This window comes from Lentibacillus sp. L22 (assembly GCF_040812445.1).
GTDB lineage: Bacteria > Bacillota > Bacilli > Bacillales > Amphibacillaceae > Lentibacillus_C > Lentibacillus_C daqui.
Window position 1 is genome coordinate 96,461 of sequence record NZ_JBFNXI010000008.1, and the last position, 26,274, is coordinate 122,734.

Genomic DNA, 26,274 nt, shown 5'->3' on the forward strand with positions numbered 1-26,274 from the left:
CACAATGCTCTCGGATATTTTACAATTTGATTTTTTAAGAAATACATTTATAACTGGGCTGCTCATTGGGATGATTGCTCCATTGCTGGGTACATTTATTGTAGTAAGGCGTTTATCGTTGATTGCCGATGCCCTGTCTCATGTGACACTTGCCGGAATTGCATTTGGATTATTATTAGAGAAAAAACTAGCCATGACAATCATCACCCCGTTATATGGCGGAATGGCCTTTTCGGTACTTGGATCCATCTTTATTGAAAAACTTCGCGGTGTCTATAAGGCATATCAAGAGATTGCGATTCCGATTATTTTATCAGGCGGCGTTGGGCTAAGTGTTATTTTTATTTCTCTGGCAAACGGATTTAATACCGAGCTGTTCAACTATTTATTTGGCTCCGTCTCCGCAGTCAGCCAGAACGACCTTTTTACAATCTTGGGGATCTCCATTTTTGTTCTGTTAATGATTGGTTTATTTTATAAAGAACTAGTTACCTTATCATTCGATGAAGAACATGCGACTGTTTCCGGCATTCATGCAAAATGGATTCATTTGCTTTTCATCGTATTAACAGCGCTAGTAATCGCTGCCTCCATTCGAATTGTTGGTGTACTGCTCGTTTCTGCATTAATGACGCTACCGGTTGCCGCCAGTATGCGAATTGCAAAAGGATTTAAACAAACCATGTTTTTATCCATTGCATTTGGGGAATTATCTGTTATTCTGGGATTGGTTTCCGGTTATTATTTCAGTATCCCGCCCGGTGGAACAATCGTGGTTATCTCGATCATCATTTTACTGGTTTCGATAGGGTTGAAACGACTCACATTTACTTTTAAAGGGAGAAGGAATTCAAATGAAAGTTAATGAAGCAATTCAGAATTTAAAAGAAAAAGGTTATAAAACAACAAAAAAGCGAAAGGATATCTTGACTTTTTTTACAAATGCTGATGGGTATCGTTCAGCCAAAGATTTGATCCAATATATGGAACCAACCTATCCAAATATGAGTTTTGATACGGTATATCGAAACTTGCATCTGTTTAATGAGATCGGCATACTTGAAACGACGGAACTCAATGGCGAAAAACTGTTCCGTATCAGTTGCGCGGATCACCATCATCACCATTTTATTTGCAAATATTGCGGGAAAACAAAGGAAATTGATTTTTGTCCCATGAAAGAAGTAGAGGATGCATTAGCAAATTACAATATTGAAGATCACAAATTTGAAATCTATGGATTGTGCCCATCATGCCAGTCCGCATAAAGAGAAGCAGTCAAACGTCATGCAAAGTATGGAACGAATGAATATGTAAAGCGCTTAAACCGCACACACCCGCTCTTTTCATATCCTTATCAGCGGGTTTGCTGTTTCTATCAGCGGGTTTGCTGTTTCTATCAGCGGGTTTGCTGTTTCTATCAGCGGGTTTGCTGTTTCTATCAGCGGGTTTGCTGTTTCTATCAGCGGGTTTGCTGTTTCTATCAGCGGGTTTGCTGTTTCTATCAGCGGGTTTGGGGACGTCCTTTTAAATGGACGTCCCCAAACCACTATATAAAACTATGGATCACCAAAACAATGAAAAACGCGATAAATGCTAACAAGGTCTCCAATACGGTCCAAGTTTTAAACGTCTCTTTTACTGTTAATCCCAAATATTCCTTTACCAACCAGAATCCAGCATCGTTTACATGTGATAACATTAATGATCCCGCTCCGGTAGCAATAACTAATAATTCCAGGTTTACACCGGTCATGTTTGCTACAACCGGTGAGACAATTCCAGCGGCTGTGGTTAACGCAACCGTGGCGGATCCTGTAGCGACACGAATCAGTCCAGCTACGGCAAATGCCAAAACAATTGGTGACAGTGCCATTTGTTCAGCCATTTGCGCAATGGAATCCCCTACACCACTGTCGATTAAAATTTGTTTAAAGCCACCACCGGCACCAATGATTAAAATAATCGACCCTACCGGTAAAATACATTCATCAACAAGCCGCTTTATCATTTTCTTATCCATTCCACGACGGAAACCTAGCAGATAAAAAGCTGCAAAACAAGAGATAAGCAATGCAATAACCGGGCTGCCGATAAAAAGGAAGATCTTCTCTACCATTTCCGGAACCGGCATATATGGTCCAAACACAGACAAGAGAATTAACACCACTGGCAACAAGATAATGAAAAATGATACGCCAACACTGGGTAGTTTTTCTACTTCTGTAGTAGAACTAACAAGCTTTGGTTCTCCTTCTGGCTTAACCCGTTTGTGCACCCACTTTGCAAAAATTGGGCCGGCAATGATAGCGGTTGGAAGAGCAATAATCAGGGAATAAATCAGTACCTTGCCAAGATTTGCGTCAAAAATGCTTATTGCCGTCATTGCTCCTGGATGTGGCGGGACAATCCCGTGCACAATAGATAAACCAGCGATAAGCGGTAACCCGATCAACAGAATATTTTGTTTGGTTTTATTACGAATGGCAATAACAAGCGGTAGTAAAATAACAATCCCTACCTCGAAAAAGACCGGAATCCCGACAATAAAACCAGTAAATAACATAGCCCATGGCAACCGTTTTTCGCCAAATATTTTAACAAAGTACTCGGAAATCTGTACACCCGCGCCGGATGCTGCCATCATTTTCCCCAAAATGGTTCCCAGCGCCAGAATACCGACTAAATGACTTAATACATCTCCAACTCCGGTTTCATAGGCATCAGCAATTTTGTCCAGTGATAATCCGGACATAATCGCCAAAAATAGACTTGCCACCGTCAAACTAATAAATGCATGCCAATGCCACCATGAAACACCTAAAATGACGATAACAATCGAAAGTAACGTAACAACCAACAAATAAATGTCCATACGACTCCACTCCTTCCTGTAATAGGCAACGCTTTCACTTTGGGGTCATAAACCTGTCTCATCAATAGGGGCATCCTACACTCCCTTAAGCGTCATAATTAATCAGATACTTCTGTCTCTTCGTATTGTAATACCCCTCACTATACTCCACTAACTGATCATGTTCATCATATGAATAACGCTCTCGTTTCAATACAGGTTTTTCTTTATCAATCTCCAGTTTTTCTGCCACATATGCCGGAACATCAGTAACGTCAAATTGATCGCGAAACGTTTTCATTTCAATATTTTTATCCTCAATCAGTTTGTATAAAGACTGATCCTTAAATGCTGCCAGTTCCTCATCCAACAATATCCTGGATAAATAATGCGTATAATGGATATATGGCTCACCATCAAGATAGTATAACCGCTCCACACGCAAGCATTGATCACCAAATAAGCGAAATAATTCCGTTTCCTCCCCGTTCTGCACCGCTTTTACATCCAATAAATGCTTTTGCACCTGATGTCCTTGCTCTACTAAAATTTCTGTAAAGCGTTTACCTCTCGAGAGCTTGGAAGCGGTGGTATTTTGAATGACTTTTGTCCCTTTCCCGCTTTTCGTTTCCAAGTACCCTTCCTGGACAAGCTCTTTAATTGCATTTCGGACAGTAATTTTACTAACATTAAATTCTTTTTCCAATTGCGGTTCAGATGGGATATTCGTTCCGATTGCATAAATTCCGTGTAAAATGCGATCCCGTATGATATCTCTGATTTGCGAATATAATGGACCTTTTTTTCGTGTTACACGCATCGTCATCCTCCTATCTTTTTATATCACCCGCCGATACTTCCATCGCGCTTCTAATCTCTTCTTCTGTTGACATTGGCGTGTCGCCAGTAATCGTATGTGCCAGCATGCCGGCAGCAGTAGCAAAATTCACAGTTTCTTCCGGAGAATACCCTTCCAATTCACCATGGACAACGCCACTCGTATAAGCATCTCCTGCCCCAACCCGATCAAGAACGGAAAAAGTCAGTGGATCCGCGAATACCAATTGTTGATTTTTATACATAAACCCACGGAGCGTATGTGTATGATCATCGTTTATAGTACGATGCGTCCCGGCAATAATACGAATCTGATATTTTTCAGCCACCGTTGGCAACAAATCCTGGAGTTGGGCTTGGCGGTCTACTTCGTTTGTTTCCATACCAAGAATATATATGGCATCTTTCTCGTTCATCATGACAATATCGGCTAATGAAAGCATCTCTTCATAATGGGGTTTTGCTTTTTCATATCCCTGATCCCCCCATAATCCCGGACGATAGTTACAATCAAAAATCACCGTTCCACCGTTTTGATGAACGGTTTTTGCAAAGTTTTTCATGTGATTTCGCACGCGATCATTCGTTGCCAAATTAATCCCGCAGAAATGGACCATATCCACTTCTTTGGCAACCCTTTCAAAGTCATACGTTCCTTTAGCAGCAATATTGAAACTACTGTCCTGTCTGCTGGAATTCGTCACCCGGCTTGGTCTGGAACCGTAGCCATTTTCCAGGAAATACATCCGGATATAATCACCTGTCCGCTGAACAAAAGGCATAGAAATACCCAGCCTTTGCAAGTGCGCAACAGCTGCATCGCCTAGTGGATTTGCCGGTACGGTAGAAACAAGATATCCCTCATGACCAAATCTGGTTAATGCAGAAGTGACATTGACTCCTGTACCGGAAAAAGAATAGGTTAAGGTATTCGTTTGTGTTAACCGGTCATGCCCTGGAGCTTCCAGGCGCATGACCACTTCGCCAAATGCTGCTATTTTCTTACCCATGATTATCTACCAGCTTTTTAATTGTTGCATAGATTTCACGGACATCATCGGTATTCGTCTTCCCGGTTTCTTTATCAATAATGGACGAATACACATGGGGAATAATTTTTGGCACGTTTGCTTCCAAAGCTATACGAACAATTGGTTCAAGATTTTCCTTATTTATACCTCCAGTTGGCTCCAATGCGAATCCTTCTTCTCCGCAAATACGTGCCACTTCCCGGTATTCATCCTCATGGGCTAGTCCTTTCATTGGGAAATATTTTAATGCATTACCGCCCATGTCCCTAATCAGTGCGATTGCGGATTGAACTGGCACAATGGCTTGCTCCGTTTGCTCTGCACTAGCAGGACCAGTTGAAATATTCACATAGCCTGCTTTGCCTGTTGGCGATACGAGGGCGTTAATCCAGCTCTCTTTTTCTCCAAGGTTCGCCCTTGTCGCCCCAACCGATGGGAATACCTGATTGATGTGGCTGCCGGCGTAATGCTTGGCAATCTCCGCTACCACAGCAGCCTGACGATTGTCTCCCGCACCTAAACCGATCGATACACTTTCCTCAATTTCTGTACCATATGCCTTCATCGCTTCTACGGCCTTATCGACTGTTGAATAATCTTTTGACAAAACACCAATTAAAACATGCCCCTCGGCAGCATCATATACTTCTTTCGCATTTTCTACGCTATTTGCCAATACATTCAATGCAATCCGATCTTTATAAAAACGTGTTGTGATGGACATATTACTTTCCCCCAATGATTTCTTCTATTTTGGCCTTAATTACATTTATATCATCGCCTTGAAGTGGCCGCGGATCGATATCAAAAAAGCCCTGTCTGACACCATAATCCCTTGTATATACAGCTATTTCTCCTTCACGCAAACGAGTGACAACATCTGCTGCAGTTATTTTTGCTTTTTCCGGATCAATTTGCACACGTGCCCGAAAAATCTTCCTGCCGGCTTCATCTTGTACAATCGTCACATTCACACCGTCTATCTCACACAATGGAAGCAAGGTGTTCAGTGTCGCTTTTTCTTGTTCACTATTATCCTCTTTTGTTCCATATTCCTTGATTGCTTGCAGCAGGCCAAAAGTTGTTTCTTTGCCAACCTTCATACTGCGTCCAATATAATGCAGTTGCAACTTAATCCACTCAATATATTGGCGTTTCCCACCAACAATACCTGAAGTTGGCCCCTCGATCGCTTTCGAACCACTATAAATTGCTAAATCGGAAATAGGAATGTATTTTTGAATATCCTCTTCCGCTGCTGCATCAACAATAAGTGGTACACCATTGCGTTGAGCAACTTCCCATGCTTCTTCAACGGAAATCATATTTTTTTGAACTGCATGGTGTGACTTGACATAAAGGATGGCCGCAGTACTCGTATTGATTGCCTCTTCAATATGTTCCGCTTTCCCCTCATTTGCGTAACCAACCTCAACCAGTCGACCGCCACCTAAATAAACCATCGTTTCCACCGGCGCACCATATTGGACATTATGACCCTTCAACATAATCACTTCATTGTTAGGCAGGATATCTTGATGCAGCCGTTCACTTTTTCGACGGCTTCCTTGTGTAACAAGCGCTGCAATCGATAAAGCAATCCCACTGGAAGCAGAATTAACAACTACGGCAGCCTCGGATCCCAGGATTTCGGCGATATAATCTCCCGCCTTATCCACCAGATCAGCTATTTCAACATATTGCTGACCGCCTTGTTTCATCGCATCCATGACGGTATCTGTTGGTGCTGATACGCCAAGAATACTCATTCGGCCGCTGGCATTAATCACACGTTTTAAGCCATACTTAGCATTCAATGATTCGGTCATTGATCACCACACCCTTTGCTTTGATTTCCTTGCTGGCAGTTCGTTTTTCTCCTTCTGAATCTGTCAATGTAACCGGATGATCCTCGACGGTGAACAAGGTTAAATTCGCCTGATCACCAACTTTTATCCGTCCAAGTTCTGGTTTTTGCAGCCAGTCTGCAGCGTTGGTTGTTACCGCTTGGATCACTTCCTCGAGTGAATAGCCCAAATACAGAAACTTGGAAAGGACATTGGCCATACTATAGACAGGTCCATTTAAACGGTTCCCACGATAAATGTCTGTGCTGATCGTATCAAAATGGATGCCATGCTGTTTCGCGGTTTCCGCAACCTTAAAGGAAAAACTTGCCGTTCCATGCCCCACATCGAAATGAACTCCGCGTTTGATTGCATCTACAAATACAGGTAAGGGCGCCCCTTCGTTATCAAACAAATTATTGGCTTTCCCATTTAAAAAGTGTGTGACGACATCATGTTTTTCCAAAAGTGGGAGTACGTCTTCTATATTCGGTGGTGCAGAACCGATATGCACCATCAGTGGCAATGTTGTTTTCGCGGAAATTTCCCTTGCCAAATGTAACGGTTCCACATCATTTCCAGAGACAACACTTGAGCTCATCCGGGCTTTCAAGCCAACAATGGAGTCTTGATAACTATTGGCTGCCGTTACCGCTTTCTCTTGATCAATCCATTCCAAATTCGATAACTCATCCACCCGTCTCAAGCCAATTCGGGAAATGTTTAAAAAGGCAAACAATCTCGTCAAGCTCTTTTTGCTGTTGGCAACCAAATCGCCTATCCGATCCGCCCCACAGCTGCCAGCGTCCACAATGGTTGTTACTCCCTGTTTCACACCGATTTCATCTATTTCATCGCCATATGGGTCAAATTCTGGAAAAGCGTGAACATGCAAATCAATCCAGCCACTTGATACATACATGCCACTAGCATCAAATTCCTGCTGACCACGTCCTTTCCCGGCACCTGTCACTTCGGCAATTGTACCGTTTTCAATGACAATGTCAATTTCCTCTCCATTTAACCTTTTCGCATGACGCAAAACAAATTGGTTCGTCATTTATATGTCACCTGTTTCTTACTCGGATTTTAATGCGTTTTCATTTTTCATAGGTAATAATATCATACAAAGGACATTATGTAAATATAACGTTATAATGTTTAGTAAAATAAAATTCTCTTACAGATTCCATTGTGATTAATTTCCCAACCAAAAATTAAGAGCTTAGAGATTAACTTCTAAGCCCCAAATAATTCCGAATTTTGGTTTATTAATACGTGATAAATCCCACCCATAATCGGGGCGGAAGGGATTGTTTTACGCATGCTCAGCTGCAATGGCATCTTTCTTCGTTGCATGGACGGTTCCAAATGGATGTTCAGGTGGAGCATAAATAGAATACAGCTTCAGAGGCACATTACCTGTATTAGTAACATTATGCCATGTCCCGGCTGGAACAAAAATGGCACTATCTTCTTGAACATTTTGCCGGAACGTTAAATTGTTTTTGGAATCTCCCATTTGAACAATTCCTTTACCTTCTTCAATCCGCAGAAATTGGTCTGTTGACGGGTGAACTTCCAAACCAATATCTTCACCCACACGAATACTCATTAACGTTACCTGCAAATGTTCTCCGGTCCATAACGCAGTACGAAATGTACGATTTTGCTCAGCAGCTTTTTCAATATCCACTACAAAAGGTTGTTTTCCATGATCCCTAACAACCCTGTTATTGTTATTCATGGCATCATGCTCCTGCTTCGGAACCTCTGGTGTATAACCGTACCAAACTTGCCTGTTATAATCATATGGAGGAACATGAACAAAGTAATGCCATGGATAAATATTCATGTAAGGATAATAGTACATTTTCTTCATCCCTTTCAAATTGATCACAGTATCCTATGCACCGTATTTCAGAAATGGAACTTGCACTGCTGTAACTTTTAATTACTCAAAGTCAATATAATACTAGCCATCCTCCACCATTCTCTTCTTTAAAAATTTGTCTAATGACCCGCGATCTCATTATTATCATAATAAAAGGCGTTATTTTGCTCTGCTCTTCTCCTTCTATTAAGAATAAAGTACTTTCGTTAGCTTTGAAAAATCAATTTGTTTGCTTCATGCTCTTATCCAGGAAAAATCGTTAACCTTTAGTCTAACATCTTTCATACATTATTTCCCTTATAGTATCAAATCACTTTTCATTACTAGTTTCTGGTACATATACTATAATTTTTCCATTAGGATATGCCCCCTTCCACCCGCATGGCCATCCTCCCTGTTTATATATATCAAAAATCCGTTCATAAAAATTATCCGTTTTCCCATTAACTAACCTATTTAAAGCGCACATTGTAAGATCCCCCTCAACTTCTTCATTTATATCAATATAATCAAAAGGGAGAAAATCATTAGCGTTATTAATATGGTTACCAAAGTATTCATACAACTCATCTTGCAAAGAAGCAAAATCCAAATTATATACCTTTTCTACAATATTTTCACTTTCCACCGATTTAACATACTCCCACACAGTATAGTCCTCATTTAAGTCCTGTGACCATGCAAAATTTTGCGCCTCGCCAAAGTCGTTAATTACTTCCGCATTAGTAATAAAACCTCTATTATTAAACATCTTACTGTTATAAATAAAATTCATTACTTTTTCTACTAATTGTGTGTTTTCGCCAAAGTTCACGTTTATGTATCGATTCAGCACTTTAAGGTCCTCTCCCAACCTTTCTAGTCTGCTCATGATCCAGTTCATACTCATCTTTATATGCCAATGCAATTTCAACCACCCGCTCTAGTGAGAAATCTTCTTCATTCCAAAATCAAATCACTAGGAGCTGGATGAGGAACATTTTCTTCCAAAATTTCTATATACCTCCTTGCCGGATAACTTGGAACTATAAATTTTGTTTACCAATTCTTCTTTGGATAACCTTTTTTTCATAGTTTTCGCCTTCCTTTAATTAGTTCCTTGCTCTCCAAAATAATATGCAGGATCCAAAATGTTTTGGTGCATTTTCGGTGATAATAATTCCAAATTAATGAAATGACAATGGTACTATTCATCTAATACGGATACTTTTTAACAACCTACTATGTACCGAGCTATGTTTTGAATCCAGGCACTTACACATTTCAAATGCATCACTGTGTCCGGATCCAAGCATTTTACTCGCTATCCCGCGCATCTTTCGCAAATTGTTTCCGAAAACTTAAGGCAACCACAATCAGCAGCAGGGAAACAATCGCAACGAAAAGATATATTGGCTGGTATGCAGCATGTGCCGCCTCATTGAAGGCACTATGTAATGATTGCCTAACTTCCGGAACCGGGATCTGATCGATGTTTGCTTCGATATTACTGTATCCGCCAGAGCCTTGAACGTGTTTCATTGCTTCTTTTGGTATATCGTTCATATCAACATGCTGTTCTCGCAATTTTTCCGGGATTAGCGTACCAAGTTTGCTAAATCCCTGCTGTATAAATGTTGCAAAAATCGTTGGTGCGATGGTCAGCCCGATTTGGCGTGACACCGACAATGTGCCAATCGCGATACCTTTTTGGGTTCCGGCAGCATTGGCTGTTAAAACCGTTAATGGTGCGCCCAGCATGAAGCCAAAGCCGATTCCCGCGATTACAGTAAATATGATAAATGTCAGCTTGGTATCGGTAAAGAGTGCCAAGCCGGCAAACCCGATAAACGAGATAATTCCCGCAAACACCAATGTATTAACCGGGCCTCTCTTGTCAACAAAATGACCTCCCCCACTTGCGCCAATACCTGAGGCGAGTGCCAATGGGGTCATCCAGTAACCCGATTTGGCGGCTGGTATACCCAACACCTGCTCAGCAAAGGATGGAATAAAAATGACAGCACCGATAAATGTTCCTGACATGAACGCCATAATCATCGTCATGGAATAGGTCGATTTCCGCAATAAGGCAAACGGCAAAATCGGATCAACATTATTATGTTCTTGCCGTTTTTCCAGCAACAATAGTCCCGCAAAGATGATAATACCAAGTATTAAAAGGCCTAGGACACTCCAGCTAAGAAAACTGTCCAGTAAGTTGCCAGTACCAAGATTATTCACAGCAAACATGACACTTAAAATGGATAAAGATAAGAGCGTGATGCCTAGATAATCAATTTTGGACATGACAACGTCTTTTGTTTCTTTTAGGAAAACCCATCCGAATACAAATAAGATAATCCCGATTGGAACATTAATCAAAAACAGCCAGTGCCAATTTCCTGTCCAATCGATTAGAAAACTTCCGATATTGGGACCAATCACCGAAGCAATTCCATTCATCGCACCTAAAAAACCAAGCATGCTTCCTTGACGATTTTTCACAACGGTACTGATGACATGCGAACTGGCAATGATAAAAATACCACCGCCACCAAACGATTGGAGAAGACGTGCAGCCAAAAAGAAAGCAAAATTCGGGCTCAACGCTACACCAAGTGAACCAATACTAAAAAGCGCTATTTCAATCAAAAACAATCTTTTTCGCCCGAACCGGTCAGCCAATTTCCCTACAATCGGTGTGGTGACAGCAAGCCCAAGGGTATACAGGGTTATCCCCCAGGAGCCAAGTGTTGCCGACACATGAAAGGAAGCATTGATCGTTGTCAAAGCAGCACTAATAATGCCATTGTCCAGTGCTGCCATAAACACACCAATTAATAGAATAATAAATGAAACATTCATTTTCGTTTGTTGTTCCGCAGTATTCATTGCCGTTCATCTCCTGCCTGCCAAAATCTATCTTTGTGCAAGTATACCAGAACAAATTTTTAATGGCGATGGCAACACGACAAACCTCCCTGAATCTGGCAAGCTGTCTCTCAAGTTGGGCTGTTCTCTCACGAATTCATGTGATGCCTCCCGAGTTGTGCGCGCGCTCTCCCGTCTTTATGCTGTTGTCTCCCGGGTTAGACGTACGCTCTCCCGTCTTCATGCCTCTGTCTACCAAGTTAAAGGCGCACTCTCCCGTCTTCCCGCCTCTTTCACCCGAGTTAAGGGCGCGCTCTCCCGTCTTCTCGCCGCTGTCTCCCGAGTTGGAGGTCCGTTCCAGCCCTGGTCCCTCGCATAACCAAAATTATCAAATTCAGTGATAAGCTATTCTTCAATGATCATCCCCTTAGACAAAATCCAACCATTTAATCCATATGAGGCTTGGATTTTGAAGTAATGATACCCGTTTTCCTTTATATAATTAATCATCTCCCCTATATAATCGTAATCCATCGGCCAATAATGGTCTTTCCTTTATCTAATAATTCCTTATTCTCCAAAGCAAACGAATCAACCTGTCCTTCCACTATATCCAAAAGTATGCTATTAGACAGCTGGTCTTCAAAATGAAAGGTGAAAAAATCTTCAAACAAAACCTTCAATTTTTCCTATCCATCACATTATTGGGTGAAGTTATATTGAAGAAACTCTTCCCGTACGAATAGTTCAAAAACCTAAAGGAAATACAATGAAAAAACGTCAAATAAACCCTAATTGCAAATACGTTTAGAATTTATTTAACGCTTATCCTTTGATAGAATCCAGCCGTTTACCTAATTATCAAATACTTCAGTTCATTGAAGGGTCTATTTTTCCCAAGCCTAAACACTATCCCATATAATTTGTAGAGGTAATATAATCAAATTTATTCGAAGAGTTTATCCTATTATTGTATTCAAAATTATACATTAAAATAACAGCATTATAATACTTGTTTAAATTAATATCTCTGTCTATTTTCGGTAATATGTTCTCATCGTATGAACATCCATCCAATAAAACAGAAATATTATTGCTCTTTTGCACCAATACTGCTTTTTCAATAAAATCTTCATCTGCTTCATCCATATCAATGTTAAAATCAACATAAAACTTTGATGGAATGGACTCTCCATCTTCATCATATTTCAGATTGACATACTCTTCTAATTCATATTCCTCTTTGACGTTACCTAACCATATAGATACTATTCCTTGTTTTTCCATTAGTAATACACACTCCTATTTTAATCTTAATCCATCTGGCAGCGATGAAATACCGCCTTCCAATCTATAGTTAGCCCAATTATTCAGCCTTCTTATAAATGTTTTGTAGTCACTTGATGTATCAATAATTGCCAATAACTCATTATGTGCTTTTGTAGACCCAAAACCTCCATGGGACCCTTTTGGATTAACAAATTTAACATCAGATATTGCAGTTCTTAAATCTTTTATTTTTTCAGCATTAATATTCCAATACTTGAACTTTGGAGCCCTAGATACCAAATGCCATTCATGTAATCCTCCTGGGGCCTGCCAAAATCTATCTTTGTGCAAGTATACCAGAACAAATTTTTAATGGTGATGGCAACACGACAAACCTCCCTGAATCTGGCAAGCTGACTCTCAAGTTGGGCTTGTCCACTCCCGGATTCATGCAGTGTCTCCTGAGTTGGGCGCGCCCCTCTCCCGTCTTCCCGCCTCTGTCTACCGAGTTAAGGGCGCGCTCTCCCGTCTTCTCGCCGCTGTCTACCGAGTTTCTCCATTATATAACGCTTCTCGTACTATTATTATGACTAAACTTATAAATCGCAATCAGAAAGAGGGCTGCAGCAAATGCAAATAAGATGAGTATATTTAAATACAAGCTGCCAAATGTGCTCCCTTCCTGCAGTTTCGTTAAGGTATCTAACGTCCACCGCTGTGGCAGGAACTCGGATATTTTCTGAATCGATTCTGGCATGACTTCTACCGGCCAAAAACAGCCTGATAGCATAACGGTTGGCAAAATCACCAAATTCATCAAAGCCTTGGATGAGCCCCGACTATTGGAAAATGCCACAATTACCAGTGATGCACCAACAGAAATCAGTGAAAAAATCGCCATAACCACCAGCACCTTCCAAAACGGAACATTTAAATCGATTTGAAAGACATAAGTCAGTAGAACAAGCGTAATGATCACTTGAGCAAACATCACCATCATATTTACGATGATATTGGAAAGAATATATTTCCGTGCTGTAATCGGTGTCGACAATAATCGAAAGTACGTCCGATTTTCCTTTTCAGCTAAAATAATTTCCGATAAGTTGGCTGCTGACAACATCATAATCATGATCAAAAACCCAAATGAATATAGTGTCGTATTTTTGCTAGTGGATGAATCCGCTAATGTGTTTGTTGTCAATTGAAAATCCGCTTGTTGATAATCTTTATACATGTTTGCAAACGTGTCTGGATCTCCATCGGCGGCTTTTCCAAGTGCGGATAAATTATCAATATACTGGTATAAATACGATTTTACAAAACCGGTCACACTTTCTCCTTTGATCGATGTTAATCCAATATGGTCTGGGGCTCCGGCCAACACACTTTTTGAATATCCCTGTTCCAAAGTAATGACACCGTCCACCTTCCGTGATGTCACGTTTTCCGTTATATCACCCTTCTGCAATTCCTTTACCTGAATATTGTCCAATCCTTTTAAAAAGGCAATGGTTTCAGTAGCAATCGATCCTTCATCCTGATTCACCACACCAATGGTCATTTCACTCTCCTGCCCGCCAACAGCAAGCAACGCAACCAATATACCCGCAATCGGTGCCGCCAAATATAATAGAATATTCTTCTTGTATCGAAATGTCGTTCGTAGTGTTTTCCCAATCAGCCATAATATATCCCTCACTATAATCCCTCCCGTCGTCTTAGTGATATCGTTGCAATCAGCAGGAACAACATTGCAAGACCTATATTCATTCCAATCGCCGGCAGTACGGATGATAGGTCGTTGGCATAAATGGTTTTAAATAGTGCATCATTTTCCCATGTAAGTGGAGACAAATTGGTGATCACTTGTAACACACCATCAGCATCGTCAATTGGAAAATATGCTCCGCCAAAGAAGGAGGCCAATTGAATGACAATCATGATTACCATCGCTGGGCCAGCCGGAGTTTTAATTAAAAACGAGAGCCCCAATCCAAAACTTACGGCAAGGATAACTTCGGTCAGCAGTACAAGGAATATCATCCCCCAATGATCTCCCCAATTCGCGTGGAATACGAGCTTACTAAAAACAACAACCAATGCAACACAAACCATATTAATGACAATGCTGCCTAATACTTTGCCAATAAAAATGTCACGTTTATGAATCGGCGCAACCATTAATCGACTTGCCGTATTCCATGAACGTTCACTGGTAATCAAACCGCTCGCCGATATTGCCCCGTATAACGCAATCATTGTTGTCATCACGATCGCATAATAATCCATCGAGCCCGGCTGTTTCGTCGGAAGGATGGCATGATCATTGATATAATCGTGTTTGGACGGCGCCGCAAATACAGTATCAGCCTTGTTTGGTGCCACCTTTGTAACCTCGGTTATTAAATTGTACCTGTCTACAAAAGACGTAAGCATCCCCTGTAAAATACTGCCCTTTATACTGTTTTGATCATTTACAAATAAGTGGAAACCCGCTTGATCAATCGAAACATAACCATCTGCTTTTCCTTGCTTTACCAAGTCCATTCCGTCTAAACTATCTTTGACCGGGGTAAAATCAATCCCGGATTCCGCTACTCCCTTCGTAAATGCCTCAAACGGTTGCGTAAGACTATCATTGGTGTTGTCATACACCACATCCATTTCATCAATCGAAATATCCTCATTAAATGCTCCAGTCAATGCCGTACCAAGCACAAGCATAAGAACAATTGGTAACGCAAGCATAAATACCAATGTCCGAATGTCGCGAAAGTCATGTTTCATTTCTTTCCAAGCGATTTGCAATATGTTCATCGGATTACCTCCTTTCCTTATGCGTCGCGTAAATTTCTCCCTGTCAATGTTAGGAATACAGTTTCCAAATTTGGTTCCTTTTCATCCAGTGTGCGAATTTCGATTTGATTGTTGATAAAATAAGCGATAATTTGGTTTAAATTATTAACACCTAATTCCGTCGTGATTTGCACCGTATTTTCGACTACATTGATGTTTGCTACCCCTTGGATCGCTTGAATGGCCGTCACATCGATCGCTTCTACGGACTGAACAGTGATAAAAATTAATTTGGAATCAGTAATTAATGATTTCAATTGTTCTTTGGTGCCCTCGGCAATGATTTTTCCATGATCAATAATTGCAATGCGTGTGCAGATTTCCTCAACCTCTTCCATGTAGTGGCTTGTATAAATAATCGTACAGCCCATCTCATTCAGTTTACGTACTGAAGTTAAAATATAATTTCTTGATTGCGGATCAATCCCGACAGTCGGCTCATCCATAATAATCAGCTTTGGTTGATGGGCAATAGCACAGGCGATGTTGAGCCGACGTTTCATCCCGCCGGAAAATGTTTTCGGATAACTCTTTTGTTTTTCAGTAAGCCCGACAAATTTCAAAGCTTCTTCCGTTCGATCTTGCAATTTCTGCCCGCGCAGACCGTATAAACCGGCGAAAAATCTTACATTCTCATAAGCAGTCAGATCTTCATAAATTGCTAATTCCTGTGGCACCAGCCCAATATGTTTCTTAATGAATTCGCTATGTTTACTGGTTTCTTTGCCCAGAATCATGATTGACCCATTATTTTTCCGTAATAAACCCGTGACCATATGAATAACCGTACTCTTCCCCGCTCCATTAGATCCAAGAAAGCCGAATATTTCACCCTCGGCAATGGATAGTGACATATTATCAACTGCAATAAAATCACCAAATTTCTTTGTCAGATCCTTTATCTCCAAAATATTCATCGTTTCACCTCTTTGGCTGATTAACTACTCTGTTATTAGTATAAAAAAAAGAACGCACCAGCATAAGTGCATTCATTCATTATCTGACATGAAGTTTTTCATGTTTTTTATTTCCAGCCACCGACTAACTTCTGGGCTCGGGGCACGACCGCACAAGTTTCAATGTGAATCCGCCAGATTGTTTGCGTGCCTGGCATTCAAACAGTTATTGAATTGGCAATAGTGTGGTTACCGAAAATCCATCCTTGCCATCAATGATGATTTTCCCGTCTAATGCAGCTGTACGTTCTTCCATGCCGATAATGCCTAACCCTTTTTCGATTTTTTCCGTACCTTGTCCATCATCCTTCACTTCCACTTTAATCAATTTATTTAGCACCTTCACATCAACCGTAATTTGCGTACTGTTTTCCGCATACTTCAGCGAGTTGGTTAACGCTTCAGTGATGTTCTCTTGAATAATCTTCCATTGAAATGAGGTTATCCGTTCCATATTTCCGTTATAGGTGAGAACCGTATGTTTTTCATGCTTGGCAGCAAATTCATCGAGATATAGTTTTAATCGATTAATCCCGACCTGTTCGGTTGTTGGTTTCATATTTTTCAAAGTCAACCGAATACGCTCAATACCATCCTGTGTAATCCCAATGGCGTTTTGCAACAATTCCTCCGCCTTTTCCTGGTCTATCTTCAGCAAACGTTTGGTTGCCTCCATTTGAATCAGTGCACCGGTAATCGCATGTCCAATATCATCGTGAATTTGCTGGGAAATACGATTTCGTTCTTCCAATTTAAATGTATAGGCAGACTGCTTCATAAACACGTCATTTTCATTGATCTGCTTCATCAATTTATGCTGCGTCACCCGCATCGCATCTAATTGCTCTTCACTTTTTACAAGCTTGTGATGATACATTTTTCCCATGGTATATGTAAGAAACGTGTAAACTGCCACCAACATATAGACAGGCTGTATTTCAACTGATATGTAAAAGACAGGAATAATAGCAAAAACGAATGGGAGTATCTTCCGGGCAGTCCATTGGTCAAACAATTCAATGATTGATAACGGAACCAATAATATAAAAAATGGACTAACATGAATGCTCGCAATGACGGATAACACCATTGAAGCCAGCAAAAATAAGGTAATAAACGTTCGTCGCCTGAATAGATGCAAACTAATATTGATACAGATGTAAAGCAACAGTAAAAACACATCCCAGGAAATTCCTGTTGTTTGTTGATAAACAAAGGTTAACACGATAAAGAAAATGAGGACGAGTTTATTGATAATGGTCCAGCGTTCCATCTCAATACACGTTTCCCGTTAAATAATAGACAGCAATTTGGGTGCGATGCTTCAAGCCTGTTTTCCCAAGAATTGTTGTAATGTAATTGGCGACCGTTCCTCCTGAGATATACATATGTTCCGCAATTTCCTTATTGGAGTAACCCTTTGCGATATAACCCATAATTTCTAATTCGCGCTCGGTAAACAAATTTTTATCAATCTTTGTCTCCTTTTCTTGTTGGTGTCCACTGGATAAACTGGATTTGATTTTATCAAGCATTTCATCCTGGATAATGCTTGTGCCGTGATAAACACTCTTAAGGGCATCACGAATTCGCTCCGGGTCATTGTTCTTCAGCAAATACCCTTTGGCACCGTTTTTGATTGCGCCTAGTATGTAATCATCATCGTCAAAGGTTGTTAATATAACTGGTTTTGCTTTTGTTGACTCCACAATCTGCTTGGTCGCTTCTACCCCATCCATCCGCGGCATCCGTACATCCAATAATGCAATATCCACATCATGTTCCTTGCAATATTCCACAGCCTCTTGCCCGTCATTTACCAGTGCTAGCACTTCAAACTCTTCATAGGTAGATAAAATGATATTTAAACCTTCACGGATAAATGAGTTGTCATCCGCGATAATAATTTTAATGGGCATGCAGTATCCCTCCCGTTCGTGCATCTTTTATACGGAATGTTTCTTGTTACTCAAAATTATAATGGCAATACAGAGGTTTGGCAATTTTGCGCATGCCTGACAACCGAGCACTAAGAATAGTTCAGCACTGCTGCATTAAAGTTTAAAAACCTTTGGATCAAACTCTAGCTTTGAAAAAAATTTTGAAGCACCTTTATAGTATCACCTAAATCTATATGATAAGGTAAATATATAGTAAGTATTAAAGGAGATTACCATTCATGTCAAAAGAACATTGGGACAACAGCTTCTCCGATACAGACTATGTTTATGGAGAAACTGCAAATGTCTTTATTCAAGATAAAAGCAACATCATCCCGGAACATGCAAAAATTGGCTGCTTTGCGGAAGGAGAAGGCAGAAATGCAGTTTACTTGGCCACATTAGGTCATGATGTAACAGCATTTGACCAATCAGAAGTTGGCCTGGAAAAAACAAATGCATTGGCCGCGAAAAATAATGTGGATGTCAAAACAGTAGCGCTTGACCTGGCGAAAGAAAAGGTGCAAGAAAATCAATTTGATGCTGCGATTATGGTATTTGGACATGTTCCAAAATCTGACCAGTCATTTTTAATTAATAGCTTAATCGGCTCTGTCAAACCAGGTGGGTATGTGATGTTTGAAGTATATTCCGAAGAACAACTGAAATACGGAACAGGTGGACCTCCAACAAAGGAGATGCTATATGACCCCAAAGATTTGCTGAAATGGATCAGTGATTACAAGGTTCTGCATTTCTATTATGGAGAAGCAGAACGACATGAGGGGAAAAAGCACAGTGGGGATTGCCATGTAATTCAGGTTGTTTTACAAAGGTAATCACAAAAATGGGGAGTAGTGCTGATGTATATCTACTCCCTTTGTTTTACCCGGATCCGCTATGAATGACCGGCTTGCCAAGGCCTCGATACAGTCGATTTCCGCTTTCCACCTTTAGGCAGGTCCTTCTTATTTACGATCCTCGGTTCCATTCCACGTTCAACTCTCTTTTTCACTCGACTATCCATACGAAAGGTGATCGGTGGCTTAAATAACCGCTTTGCTTTCCGTTTACATTCAGGGCATTCCGCTTCCCGTTTATTTCCTTTCATCCCTTGATACCATAGAGTGAATTCACCACAACTTTCACAACGAAATGTATAGTTTGCCATACCTTATCCCTCCGTACTACTTAGGCAAAATATCCTTATTAAAAATATCCTTTGGCAAGGCGATGGTACAACAAGAGTTAGGAATATCCACAACACCGGCCAGATGTCCTTGCACTGGAGCCGAACCTAATAACATGTATGCCTGTTCACCAGTAAATCCGTGTGATTTCAAGAATTCAATCGCATTTAAACAAGCATTCCGATAAGCGGTATTTGCATCAAGATACGTTTGTTTGCCACTGAATTCATTTACCGATACCCCTTCAAACACAATAAACTCATTATAATGCGGCATAACCGGTCCTGGTCTAAATGCGGGATTGTTCTTAATTTGATATTTCGCCATCCCGCCTTTGATTACATCAACACGTAAATCAATCCATCCTGGCATTTCAATACCACCGCAAAATGTAATTTCCCCATCTCCTTGAGAAAAGTGCAGGTCACCTACCGAAAGTTTTGCACCATCGACAAATACTGGAAAGTAAACCTTGGAACCTTTGGACAACTCCTTAATGTCACAGTTTCCTCCATTTTCCCGGGGTGGAACAGTTCTTGCACCTTCTTTCGCCACACGATCAAAATCTTTACCCCTCAGACTGCCGAGTACCGCATTTTCCCTTGTTGGAAGGTTGGCCAGCGGTGGTACACGATTTGGATCACTGTCAACCAGTTCCTGTTCCCTTCTATTCCATTCGTCAAGCATTTCCTGTGATGGAGCAACACCAATAAGTCCAGGATGAATAATACCGGCAAATTCTACATTTGGCACATGTCTTGATGTCGCATAAATACCATTAAAGTCCCAAATCGATTTCGCCGCTTCCGGATAATGGTCTGTTAGAAAGCTACCTCCATTTTCTTTGGAAAAAATCCCGTTAAATCCCCATTCATGTGCAGCAAACGTACCAATATCCAGAATATCCACGACTAGTAAATCACCTGGTTCTACGCCATTTACATAGACTGGCCCACTAAGCACATGAACTCGGTTTAATTGCACATCACGAATATCGGACGGATCATCATTATTACTTATTTGTCCATCCGTCCAATCTAAACATTCCATACGAAACGATTCCCCTGGGTCAACAGAAAACACTGCGGGTATATCTGGATGCCAACGATTATGTCCCACCATATCCTGCTTATCCATCTTCTTATTCAAATCTACTTTAAAGATCTTTTTGGGCATATCTCCATCTCCTTCAAACAGTTTATAATAAATGATTGCATTTAAATAAAAGTATGTTTGCAAGGAGAGATTTATGATTGATGCATTCAACCCTAACCACAATCATTCAGCTACCTGCTGATTTCAATTTTTACGTTATCTTGTCCCCTATTTTTATTCGATCGATCTGTTATTGACACAACAATCATAACCACAATGTTAACTACGATTCCATACAAAATCGGATTACTTGAAGACAGTCCTTCAATGGCAAGACCACCTAGAATAACTAATGCACTAATCAGGATCGACCAAAAAGCGGCTTTGGCAGTAGCTCTTTTCCAGAATAACCCCAATAAGATTGGCACAAAAATCGATCCCGCCAATAAAGCATACGCTACATCAATCGCAACCAGTAATTCTTGTATCCATAACGCAACGACGATTGCTATCATCCCGACAATGAACGTTGTAACACGTGATAATAACAAAAATTGACGATCCGAAATATTTTTGAAGAAATGGTCTTTTAAAATATCTTTTGAGATTAAGGTTGAAGAGGCCAGCAATGTACCAGAGGCGGTGGACATGATTGCTGCGGCTACTGCTGCAAAAACAATACCTAAAAGTCCTGATGGCAATGTCGCAAAAGCCATACTCGTAAAGACATTTTGTGTGTCCGCTATATTTGGCAGAATGATAAGCGCACACATACCGATGAGAATCATAGCCATGGAATACAACAAGCTATAGATCCCAACCAGAACTCCACCTATACGTGCTGTATTGAGACTTTTTGCAGTAAAATAGCGTTGCCAAATGTCCTGTCCAACCATCATTCCAAGTGTAAAGGTTACTAGATATTGGATAATTTGCTTGAATCCAATAGCCGAAAAATCAAAATATGAGCTTGGAAGTTGAGCTGTTAGTTCGCCAAATCCACCTGCTTTCGACAAGCTAATTGGTAGCATGATTAGGAATATACCAGCCGTCATAATGGAGAATTGAATAATATCTGTCATGGAAACAGACCACATGCCACCAAGAATAGTATAGAAAAACACAACTCCTCCACCGATTAGCATGGAAAAAGTTAAATTCCAATCAAAAATAGCACTCAAAAGCGCACCAATTGCTATAACTTGGGTAACACTTACCATTAATGTATAAATGGCTGCAATAACTGCTCCAATTAACTTTGATTCGATGCCAAAAAGCTTACCAAGTAACTCGCTAATTGTCATTAATTGATATCCAGTTACCTTTTTTAAAAGAAGAAGGCCAAATAACGTAATCCCCAGACCCATTGAAAAGACGAACCAAACACCAGAGAATCCGCTTTCATATCCAAGCTGCGCAGATCCAATGGTTGATGAGCCACCAAGAAATACAGCAGTCAGGCAGCCAAACAGCATGAATACACCAAGATTTCGTCCGGCCAGAATATACATTTCAGAAGTTTTTGCTTTTATGGTACCAAGTATTCCGACTACAACGAGAACCGCAAAATAAATAATAATAATGGTCATGTCAATCCAAGTCATTTATCTCCCACCTTTCCTGGTTCTAAAATATGATTGAACAATTCAAATATAGTCTTTTCGATCATGTCTGCAAAACTATCTTAGGAGCCTTGTTCCTGCAGTATACATATTAAACTTTCTAATAAATAGCAGATAAGAACTCCACAAGTGGAAGTTCTTACCTTATCATATCTACTTTCACATCCTGTTCGGCACGTTTTTTCATTGCTATCAACGTAATCATCTCAAAAATAACGGACGATGCTGCAACCGCAGTAATTTCTCCACTATCATAGCTTGGTAATACTTCTACTAAATCAAAACCTTTAATATCAAGCCCATTCAGGCCCCGGACATATTCCAATGCTTCATAACTTGTAGGGCCGCCAACTTCTGGTGTCCCTGTTCCTGGTGCATACGCTGGGTCAAGGAAGTCAATGTCATAAGTAACGAATACTGGACGATCACCTGCACGGGCATGGATTCGTTCCATCACTTTGTCATAACCAATTTCTCTAACTTCTTTCATTGGAATGACTTCATATCCAAGATCCCTCGCATCCTCTATATCTTCCGGACCATAAAGTGGACCACGCATTCCGACCTGTATGGAATGTTCCACATCAATTAATCCTTCTTCAACTGCCCGGCGGAAAGGCGTTCCATGCACATATTTTTCACCAAAATAGTTATCCCATGTATCACTGTGTGAATCAAAGTGGACTAATGCAATCGGTCCATATTTTTTAGCAAATGCTCGCAAATGACCCAATGTAATCGAATGATCCCCACCCATCATAACGGGAATGATTTCTTTGTCCAAAATTGGCTCCAGTGCCTGAACAATATTGTCATAGGTCCGATGAATATTTCCCGGAATGATGTCAATATCTCCATAATCGACTCCCGAACAATAATCAAAAATATTAATATCCTGATCAGGGTTATACGGACGTAGTAAAACCGAAAAATCACGGATATGTTGCGGACCATAACGTTGCCCGGTACGATTGGATGCAGCTGTATCAAATGGCACACCGATCACAGCAAAATCCACATCTTCTGTTGTCGGTAAATATTCCAGTCTCATAAATGTACGTGGACCGGTATACCGGGGTGATTTTGACGAATCTTTTGGTTGATGCATAAAAATTCCCTCCTATCGAATACACCTCATACTATTGCAAATTTCATGCCACTTTTAATTTCCCAATTTAATCGGTTTCATCATATCCGTTTAATTCATTATTGAATCAACCAACAGACCATCAATTCAAAATGAATCAATTGATTCATTTTGAATTGATTTGGTATTCTTTTAACCGGCGAACGACTGTAGACTGGCTTAAGCCAAGATATTTTGCCATCTCATACGTTGTTTTGTACTGTCGATATGCCCGTTTTAACCAGTTTTTTTCTACTTCTCTTAATGCTTCCTGCAATGTCAAGCCTTGCTGTTCAAAAGCCTCCGTTGTCCACTCTTCTGCAGGTAACCCTACCTTATCCGTTTCTTCAACAAAAGGTAGATTGGATGGATAAATCACGTTTGAAGTCGATGTTATAACTAACCGTTCCATTAAATTTTCCAGTTCACGAACATTGCCAGGCCAATCATAGTTTTGTAGAATTGCAATTGTAGATGGATGAAGAACCTTATTCGTTTCATATTTATGGTTAAAAATAGCTAAATAATGCTGCGTGAAATGATAGATATCTTCCTTTCTTTCCCGTAAAGGCGGAACGATAATTGGAATCACATGCAAACGATAAAACAGGTCCTTTCTAAATTTACCTTGTGACACCATTTCCTCCAAATTCTGATTGGTTGCTGCAATAAGACGGAAATCAACATCCTTTCCCGTAGATCCACCAATTCTGGTAATTCGCTTTTCCTGCAAAACCTTTAGAAGTTTTACTTGAATAGCTAATGGCAGTTCAGCAATTTCATCAAGAAACAATGTACCTTGATCTGCAAGCTCAATCATGCCGGGTTTACCGTTTTTATCAGCCCCTGTAAAAGCGCCGGGTTCATAACCAAAAATTTCCGATTCAAATAGCGTGTCCGGAATTGCCCCACAATTCACTTCCATAAAGGATTGATTCTTCCGCTGACTTTTATCATGTAACATATGCGCAATGACATTTTTCCCAACTCCCGATTCACCAAGTAACACGACAGTAGCATCAGAAGCTGCAACCCGTTGTACCATATGATAAATGTCCTGCATGGTTTTACTTTTAGTCACTATTTCATCTGCTTTGCTTTCCTTTTCTCTTAATTCTTCAATTTCCGATTCGTACCGCAACATTTTTATTCGCAGTTGTTCATAGTCCTCTCTCAACTGTTGGATTTCCGTTAAATCATGGGAAAAGCTGATAATCCTGACAATTTTTCCGCTACTGTTTGTTAGTGGGATCCCGGTTGCCATAACAACTTTATTCGTCGGTGTTTTCTGCATAACCTGTACTTCTTTTCCCTCACGCAACACTTTTGCCGTTACGGATGGATAAAAAATATATTCCTTTTCCAATTGAAAGACTGTCTTACCGATTAAATCTTCCTTGGTCTTTCCGTAAATGCTAAGACAATTCGCACTTACTCGTAACACTTTCCCCTCTCCATCTGTAACTACAATATTATCATTGGATGCATCGAGGATTCCGTCTAATTCTATTTTTAGAAGTTCAAAATCTGACATTCATTTATCCACCTTTCTTATCGACTATTATAATTATTTTAACATTTCTTGTAGATCTTACACCCCCTATTCTTTACTTGTTCATTTATGATTGTTGTTATTAGATAAATGGGAATTGACAGAGTTATACTTACTTGAAATTTTTAAAACACAATTATTTTTTAAATACAGTATTACTATAAATGTATGGATAAGGCGGAGTGATTGCAATGTATACAACCAAGGATCTAATTACTGATTTTGCAGAATTCAACAGCTGGGTAGAGCAGCTGCAAGAAGTGAATGAGAAACTATTCTTTGCACCCATTGCTCCAGGAAAATGGTCGACAGCCGAAATCATCAGTCATATCACTTTTTGGGATCAATACATTTTGGATGAAATGTTGCCACAGATGAAAGCGGATGCGGATATTAACAGCATCGATATTGAGACAATGAATAAGCGGGCAGCGGTTTATGCGAAGTCAGGGGTTACAAAACAAAATCTGCTGGAGGCCCAAGTGCATGGAAGAAAAGAACTTATTTCCGCGTTGGAAAGGAAACAGGAAGAGGATTTCTTTGCAACCTTCATCTTAAATGGGGAAAAAATTGATGAATACTCAGGCTACCCACATTCCATGTTCAATTATTTCTGCGCTTTTATATGGCATGATCATCATCATAAAGAGCAAGTGGATAATTTTTTGGCCAAGGAGCAAGTGTAATGCAGGTATAGATTCGTCAATAGGTGCGTGAATCACACACGAGGCTGGGACATAACTAGCCAAAAATAGTAAATAAAAAGGTTCCAAGCAAATCAAAAGTTTGCTTGGAACCTTTTTTGTGGAGTTGTTTCTATCTTCCGGTACTAATTTACTGTTCGTGGCGGTGTACTTTCTCAAGTTCACCGCCATCAATGCAATTCCTAATTCATTTTTCACTTTCTGTTTTCCTCTAACGGAAAAACGAGTGAAACGCAAATTAGCCTTCAGAAAGCCGAACGCTGGTTCTACATCGATTTTACGTTTTCCGTAAATTTCACCAGTTTTCTCGTCTGAAAGCTTCGCACGTACATATTCTTTTTGGGATTCCCACTTTTCATTAATGTAGACTCTTCGGTTGTTCCCTTCTTTTGCTTTCGTGCATAAATCGCGGAGTGGACAGCCCGAACAGTGCTCACATTCGTACACTTTAAATTCACGGGTGAATCCGTACCTGTCTGTTCGTTTGGAATGATGACTAAACCGTATTTTCCGTCCATTTGGGCACAGAAAAGTATCTTCGTCCTCATTATAATCCCAATTATCTACATGAAAAGCGTTGTCCTTATGCTTCTTTTTCTTCTCCTTTCGATATTGATTGTATGTAATAAGTGGCGTTCGATTTCG

The 26,274-nt window shown here is 40.3% G+C and carries 26 protein-coding genes and 1 pseudogene; 4 read left to right on the forward strand and 23 right to left on the reverse strand.

Features of this window, described 5'->3' with window-relative positions:
* The first annotated feature begins 4 nt into the window (after window positions 1–4).
* Complete coding sequence (locus ABRT01_RS06125) at window positions 5–865, forward strand: metal ABC transporter permease (RefSeq protein ID WP_269409884.1); 861 nt, start codon at window positions 5–7, stop codon at window positions 863–865.
* Window positions 855–1,268: a Fur family transcriptional regulator gene (locus tag ABRT01_RS06130; protein ID WP_269409885.1), complete on the forward strand. Its 414-nt coding sequence runs from the start codon at window positions 855–857 to the stop codon at window positions 1,266–1,268. Before ABRT01_RS06125 ends, ABRT01_RS06130 begins: the two co-directional genes overlap by 11 nt.
* A 281-nt stretch (window positions 1,269–1,549) precedes the next feature.
* Here ABRT01_RS06130 and ABRT01_RS06135 read toward each other — a convergent pair whose 3' ends face one another.
* The 17 genes and pseudogenes from ABRT01_RS06135 to ABRT01_RS06220 all read right to left on the reverse strand — a co-directional run bounded on the left by ABRT01_RS06135 (window position 1,550) and on the right by ABRT01_RS06220 (window position 18,319).
* Window positions 1,550–2,875: a GntP family permease gene (locus ABRT01_RS06135; RefSeq protein ID WP_269409886.1), complete on the reverse strand. Its 1,326-nt coding sequence runs from the start codon at window positions 2,873–2,875 to the stop codon at window positions 1,550–1,552.
* Between the two features lie 85 nt (window positions 2,876–2,960).
* Window positions 2,961–3,680 (reverse strand): GntR family transcriptional regulator, encoded by a 720-nt coding sequence (locus ABRT01_RS06140; RefSeq protein ID WP_367746563.1) that lies wholly within the window; start codon window positions 3,678–3,680, stop codon window positions 2,961–2,963.
* Between the two features lie 4 nt (window positions 3,681–3,684).
* Window positions 3,685–4,701 (reverse strand): sugar kinase, encoded by a 1,017-nt coding sequence (locus ABRT01_RS06145; RefSeq protein WP_367746564.1) that lies wholly within the window; start codon window positions 4,699–4,701, stop codon window positions 3,685–3,687.
* The gene (gene dagF / locus ABRT01_RS06150; RefSeq protein ID WP_367746566.1) at window positions 4,694–5,446 is read right to left on the reverse strand and encodes a 2-dehydro-3-deoxy-phosphogluconate aldolase; all 753 of its coding nucleotides are present in this window, start codon (window positions 5,444–5,446) and stop codon (window positions 4,694–4,696) included. Before dagF ends, ABRT01_RS06145 begins: the two co-directional genes overlap by 8 nt.
* 1 nt (window position 5,447) lies before the next feature.
* Window positions 5,448–6,551, reverse strand: coding sequence for a DgaE family pyridoxal phosphate-dependent ammonia lyase (locus ABRT01_RS06155; RefSeq protein WP_269409890.1), 1,104 nt, complete (start codon window positions 6,549–6,551; stop codon window positions 5,448–5,450).
* Complete coding sequence (locus ABRT01_RS06160; protein WP_367746567.1) at window positions 6,529–7,629, reverse strand: amidohydrolase/deacetylase family metallohydrolase; 1,101 nt, start codon at window positions 7,627–7,629, stop codon at window positions 6,529–6,531. Before ABRT01_RS06160 ends, ABRT01_RS06155 begins: the two co-directional genes overlap by 23 nt.
* Before the next feature lie 258 nt (window positions 7,630–7,887).
* Window positions 7,888–8,442: a cupin domain-containing protein gene (locus tag ABRT01_RS06165; protein WP_367746569.1), complete on the reverse strand. Its 555-nt coding sequence runs from the start codon at window positions 8,440–8,442 to the stop codon at window positions 7,888–7,890.
* A gap of 331 nt (window positions 8,443–8,773) precedes the next feature.
* Complete coding sequence (locus ABRT01_RS06170) at window positions 8,774–9,277, reverse strand: cytoplasmic protein (RefSeq protein WP_269412590.1); 504 nt, start codon at window positions 9,275–9,277, stop codon at window positions 8,774–8,776.
* A 482-nt stretch (window positions 9,278–9,759) separates the two neighbouring features.
* A complete protein-coding gene (locus tag ABRT01_RS06180; protein ID WP_269409893.1) occupies window positions 9,760–11,337 on the reverse strand; it encodes an MFS transporter in 1,578 nt (525 codons plus the stop codon).
* Between the two features lie 494 nt (window positions 11,338–11,831).
* Complete coding sequence (locus ABRT01_RS06185; RefSeq protein WP_367746570.1) at window positions 11,832–11,999, reverse strand: hypothetical protein; 168 nt, start codon at window positions 11,997–11,999, stop codon at window positions 11,832–11,834.
* A gap of 226 nt (window positions 12,000–12,225) precedes the next feature.
* Entirely contained in the window at window positions 12,226–12,603 is a 378-nt protein-coding gene (locus ABRT01_RS06190) for an immunity 22 family protein (RefSeq protein ID WP_367746571.1), read from the reverse strand.
* 15 nt (window positions 12,604–12,618) lie between these two features.
* Window positions 12,619–12,915, reverse strand: a pseudogene (locus tag ABRT01_RS06195) (WXG100 family type VII secretion target); the annotation flags it as partial.
* A gap of 229 nt (window positions 12,916–13,144) precedes the next feature.
* Window positions 13,145–14,287 carry an ABC transporter permease gene (locus ABRT01_RS06200; RefSeq protein WP_367746572.1) on the reverse strand — a complete coding sequence of 381 codons (1,143 nt, stop codon included), beginning with the start codon at window positions 14,285–14,287 and terminating at the stop codon, window positions 13,145–13,147.
* Window positions 14,287–15,405: an ABC transporter permease gene (locus ABRT01_RS06205; protein ID WP_367746573.1), complete on the reverse strand. Its 1,119-nt coding sequence runs from the start codon at window positions 15,403–15,405 to the stop codon at window positions 14,287–14,289. The genes ABRT01_RS06200 and ABRT01_RS06205 overlap by 1 nt, the downstream gene beginning before the upstream one ends.
* 17 nt (window positions 15,406–15,422) lie before the next feature.
* On the reverse strand, window positions 15,423–16,361 hold the full coding sequence (locus tag ABRT01_RS06210; protein ID WP_367746574.1) for an ABC transporter ATP-binding protein: 939 nt from the start codon (window positions 16,359–16,361) through the stop codon (window positions 15,423–15,425).
* A gap of 205 nt (window positions 16,362–16,566) precedes the next feature.
* On the reverse strand, window positions 16,567–17,673 hold the full coding sequence (locus ABRT01_RS06215; RefSeq protein WP_367746575.1) for a sensor histidine kinase: 1,107 nt from the start codon (window positions 17,671–17,673) through the stop codon (window positions 16,567–16,569).
* A 1-nt stretch (window position 17,674) separates the two neighbouring features.
* Window positions 17,675–18,319 (reverse strand): response regulator transcription factor, encoded by a 645-nt coding sequence (locus ABRT01_RS06220; RefSeq protein ID WP_367746576.1) that lies wholly within the window; start codon window positions 18,317–18,319, stop codon window positions 17,675–17,677.
* A 260-nt stretch (window positions 18,320–18,579) separates the two neighbouring features.
* On the opposite strand from ABRT01_RS06220, the gene ABRT01_RS06225 reads away from it, so the two are divergent.
* On the forward strand, window positions 18,580–19,179 hold the full coding sequence (locus ABRT01_RS06225; RefSeq protein WP_367746577.1) for a class I SAM-dependent methyltransferase: 600 nt from the start codon (window positions 18,580–18,582) through the stop codon (window positions 19,177–19,179).
* A 59-nt stretch (window positions 19,180–19,238) separates the two neighbouring features.
* Here ABRT01_RS06225 and ABRT01_RS06230 read toward each other — a convergent pair whose 3' ends face one another.
* The 5 genes from ABRT01_RS06230 to ABRT01_RS06250 form a co-directional block, all read right to left on the reverse strand.
* Complete coding sequence (locus ABRT01_RS06230) at window positions 19,239–19,511, reverse strand: FmdB family zinc ribbon protein (protein ID WP_367746578.1); 273 nt, start codon at window positions 19,509–19,511, stop codon at window positions 19,239–19,241.
* 16 nt (window positions 19,512–19,527) lie between these two features.
* Entirely contained in the window at window positions 19,528–20,706 is a 1,179-nt protein-coding gene (gene fmdA / locus ABRT01_RS06235; protein WP_367746579.1) for a formamidase, read from the reverse strand.
* 110 nt (window positions 20,707–20,816) lie between these two features.
* On the reverse strand, window positions 20,817–22,229 hold the full coding sequence (locus ABRT01_RS06240; RefSeq protein WP_367746580.1) for a sodium:solute symporter family protein: 1,413 nt from the start codon (window positions 22,227–22,229) through the stop codon (window positions 20,817–20,819).
* Window positions 22,230–22,386: 157 nt separating this feature from the next.
* Complete coding sequence (speB, locus tag ABRT01_RS06245; protein WP_367746581.1) at window positions 22,387–23,355, reverse strand: agmatinase; 969 nt, start codon at window positions 23,353–23,355, stop codon at window positions 22,387–22,389.
* Window positions 23,356–23,500: 145 nt separating this feature from the next.
* On the reverse strand, window positions 23,501–24,907 hold the full coding sequence (locus tag ABRT01_RS06250; RefSeq protein ID WP_367746582.1) for a sigma-54 interaction domain-containing protein: 1,407 nt from the start codon (window positions 24,905–24,907) through the stop codon (window positions 23,501–23,503).
* Window positions 24,908–25,116: 209 nt separating this feature from the next.
* Between ABRT01_RS06250 and ABRT01_RS06255 the strand changes: the two genes are divergently transcribed.
* The gene (locus ABRT01_RS06255) at window positions 25,117–25,611 is read left to right on the forward strand and encodes a DinB family protein (protein ID WP_367746583.1); all 495 of its coding nucleotides are present in this window, start codon (window positions 25,117–25,119) and stop codon (window positions 25,609–25,611) included.
* On the opposite strand, the gene ABRT01_RS06260 is transcribed toward ABRT01_RS06255, so the two are convergent.
* On the reverse strand, window positions 25,507–26,274 hold a 768-nt coding region (locus ABRT01_RS06260; protein ID WP_367746584.1), incomplete at its 5' end, for a transposase. The two genes, ABRT01_RS06255 and ABRT01_RS06260, sit on opposite strands and share 105 nt — an antisense overlap.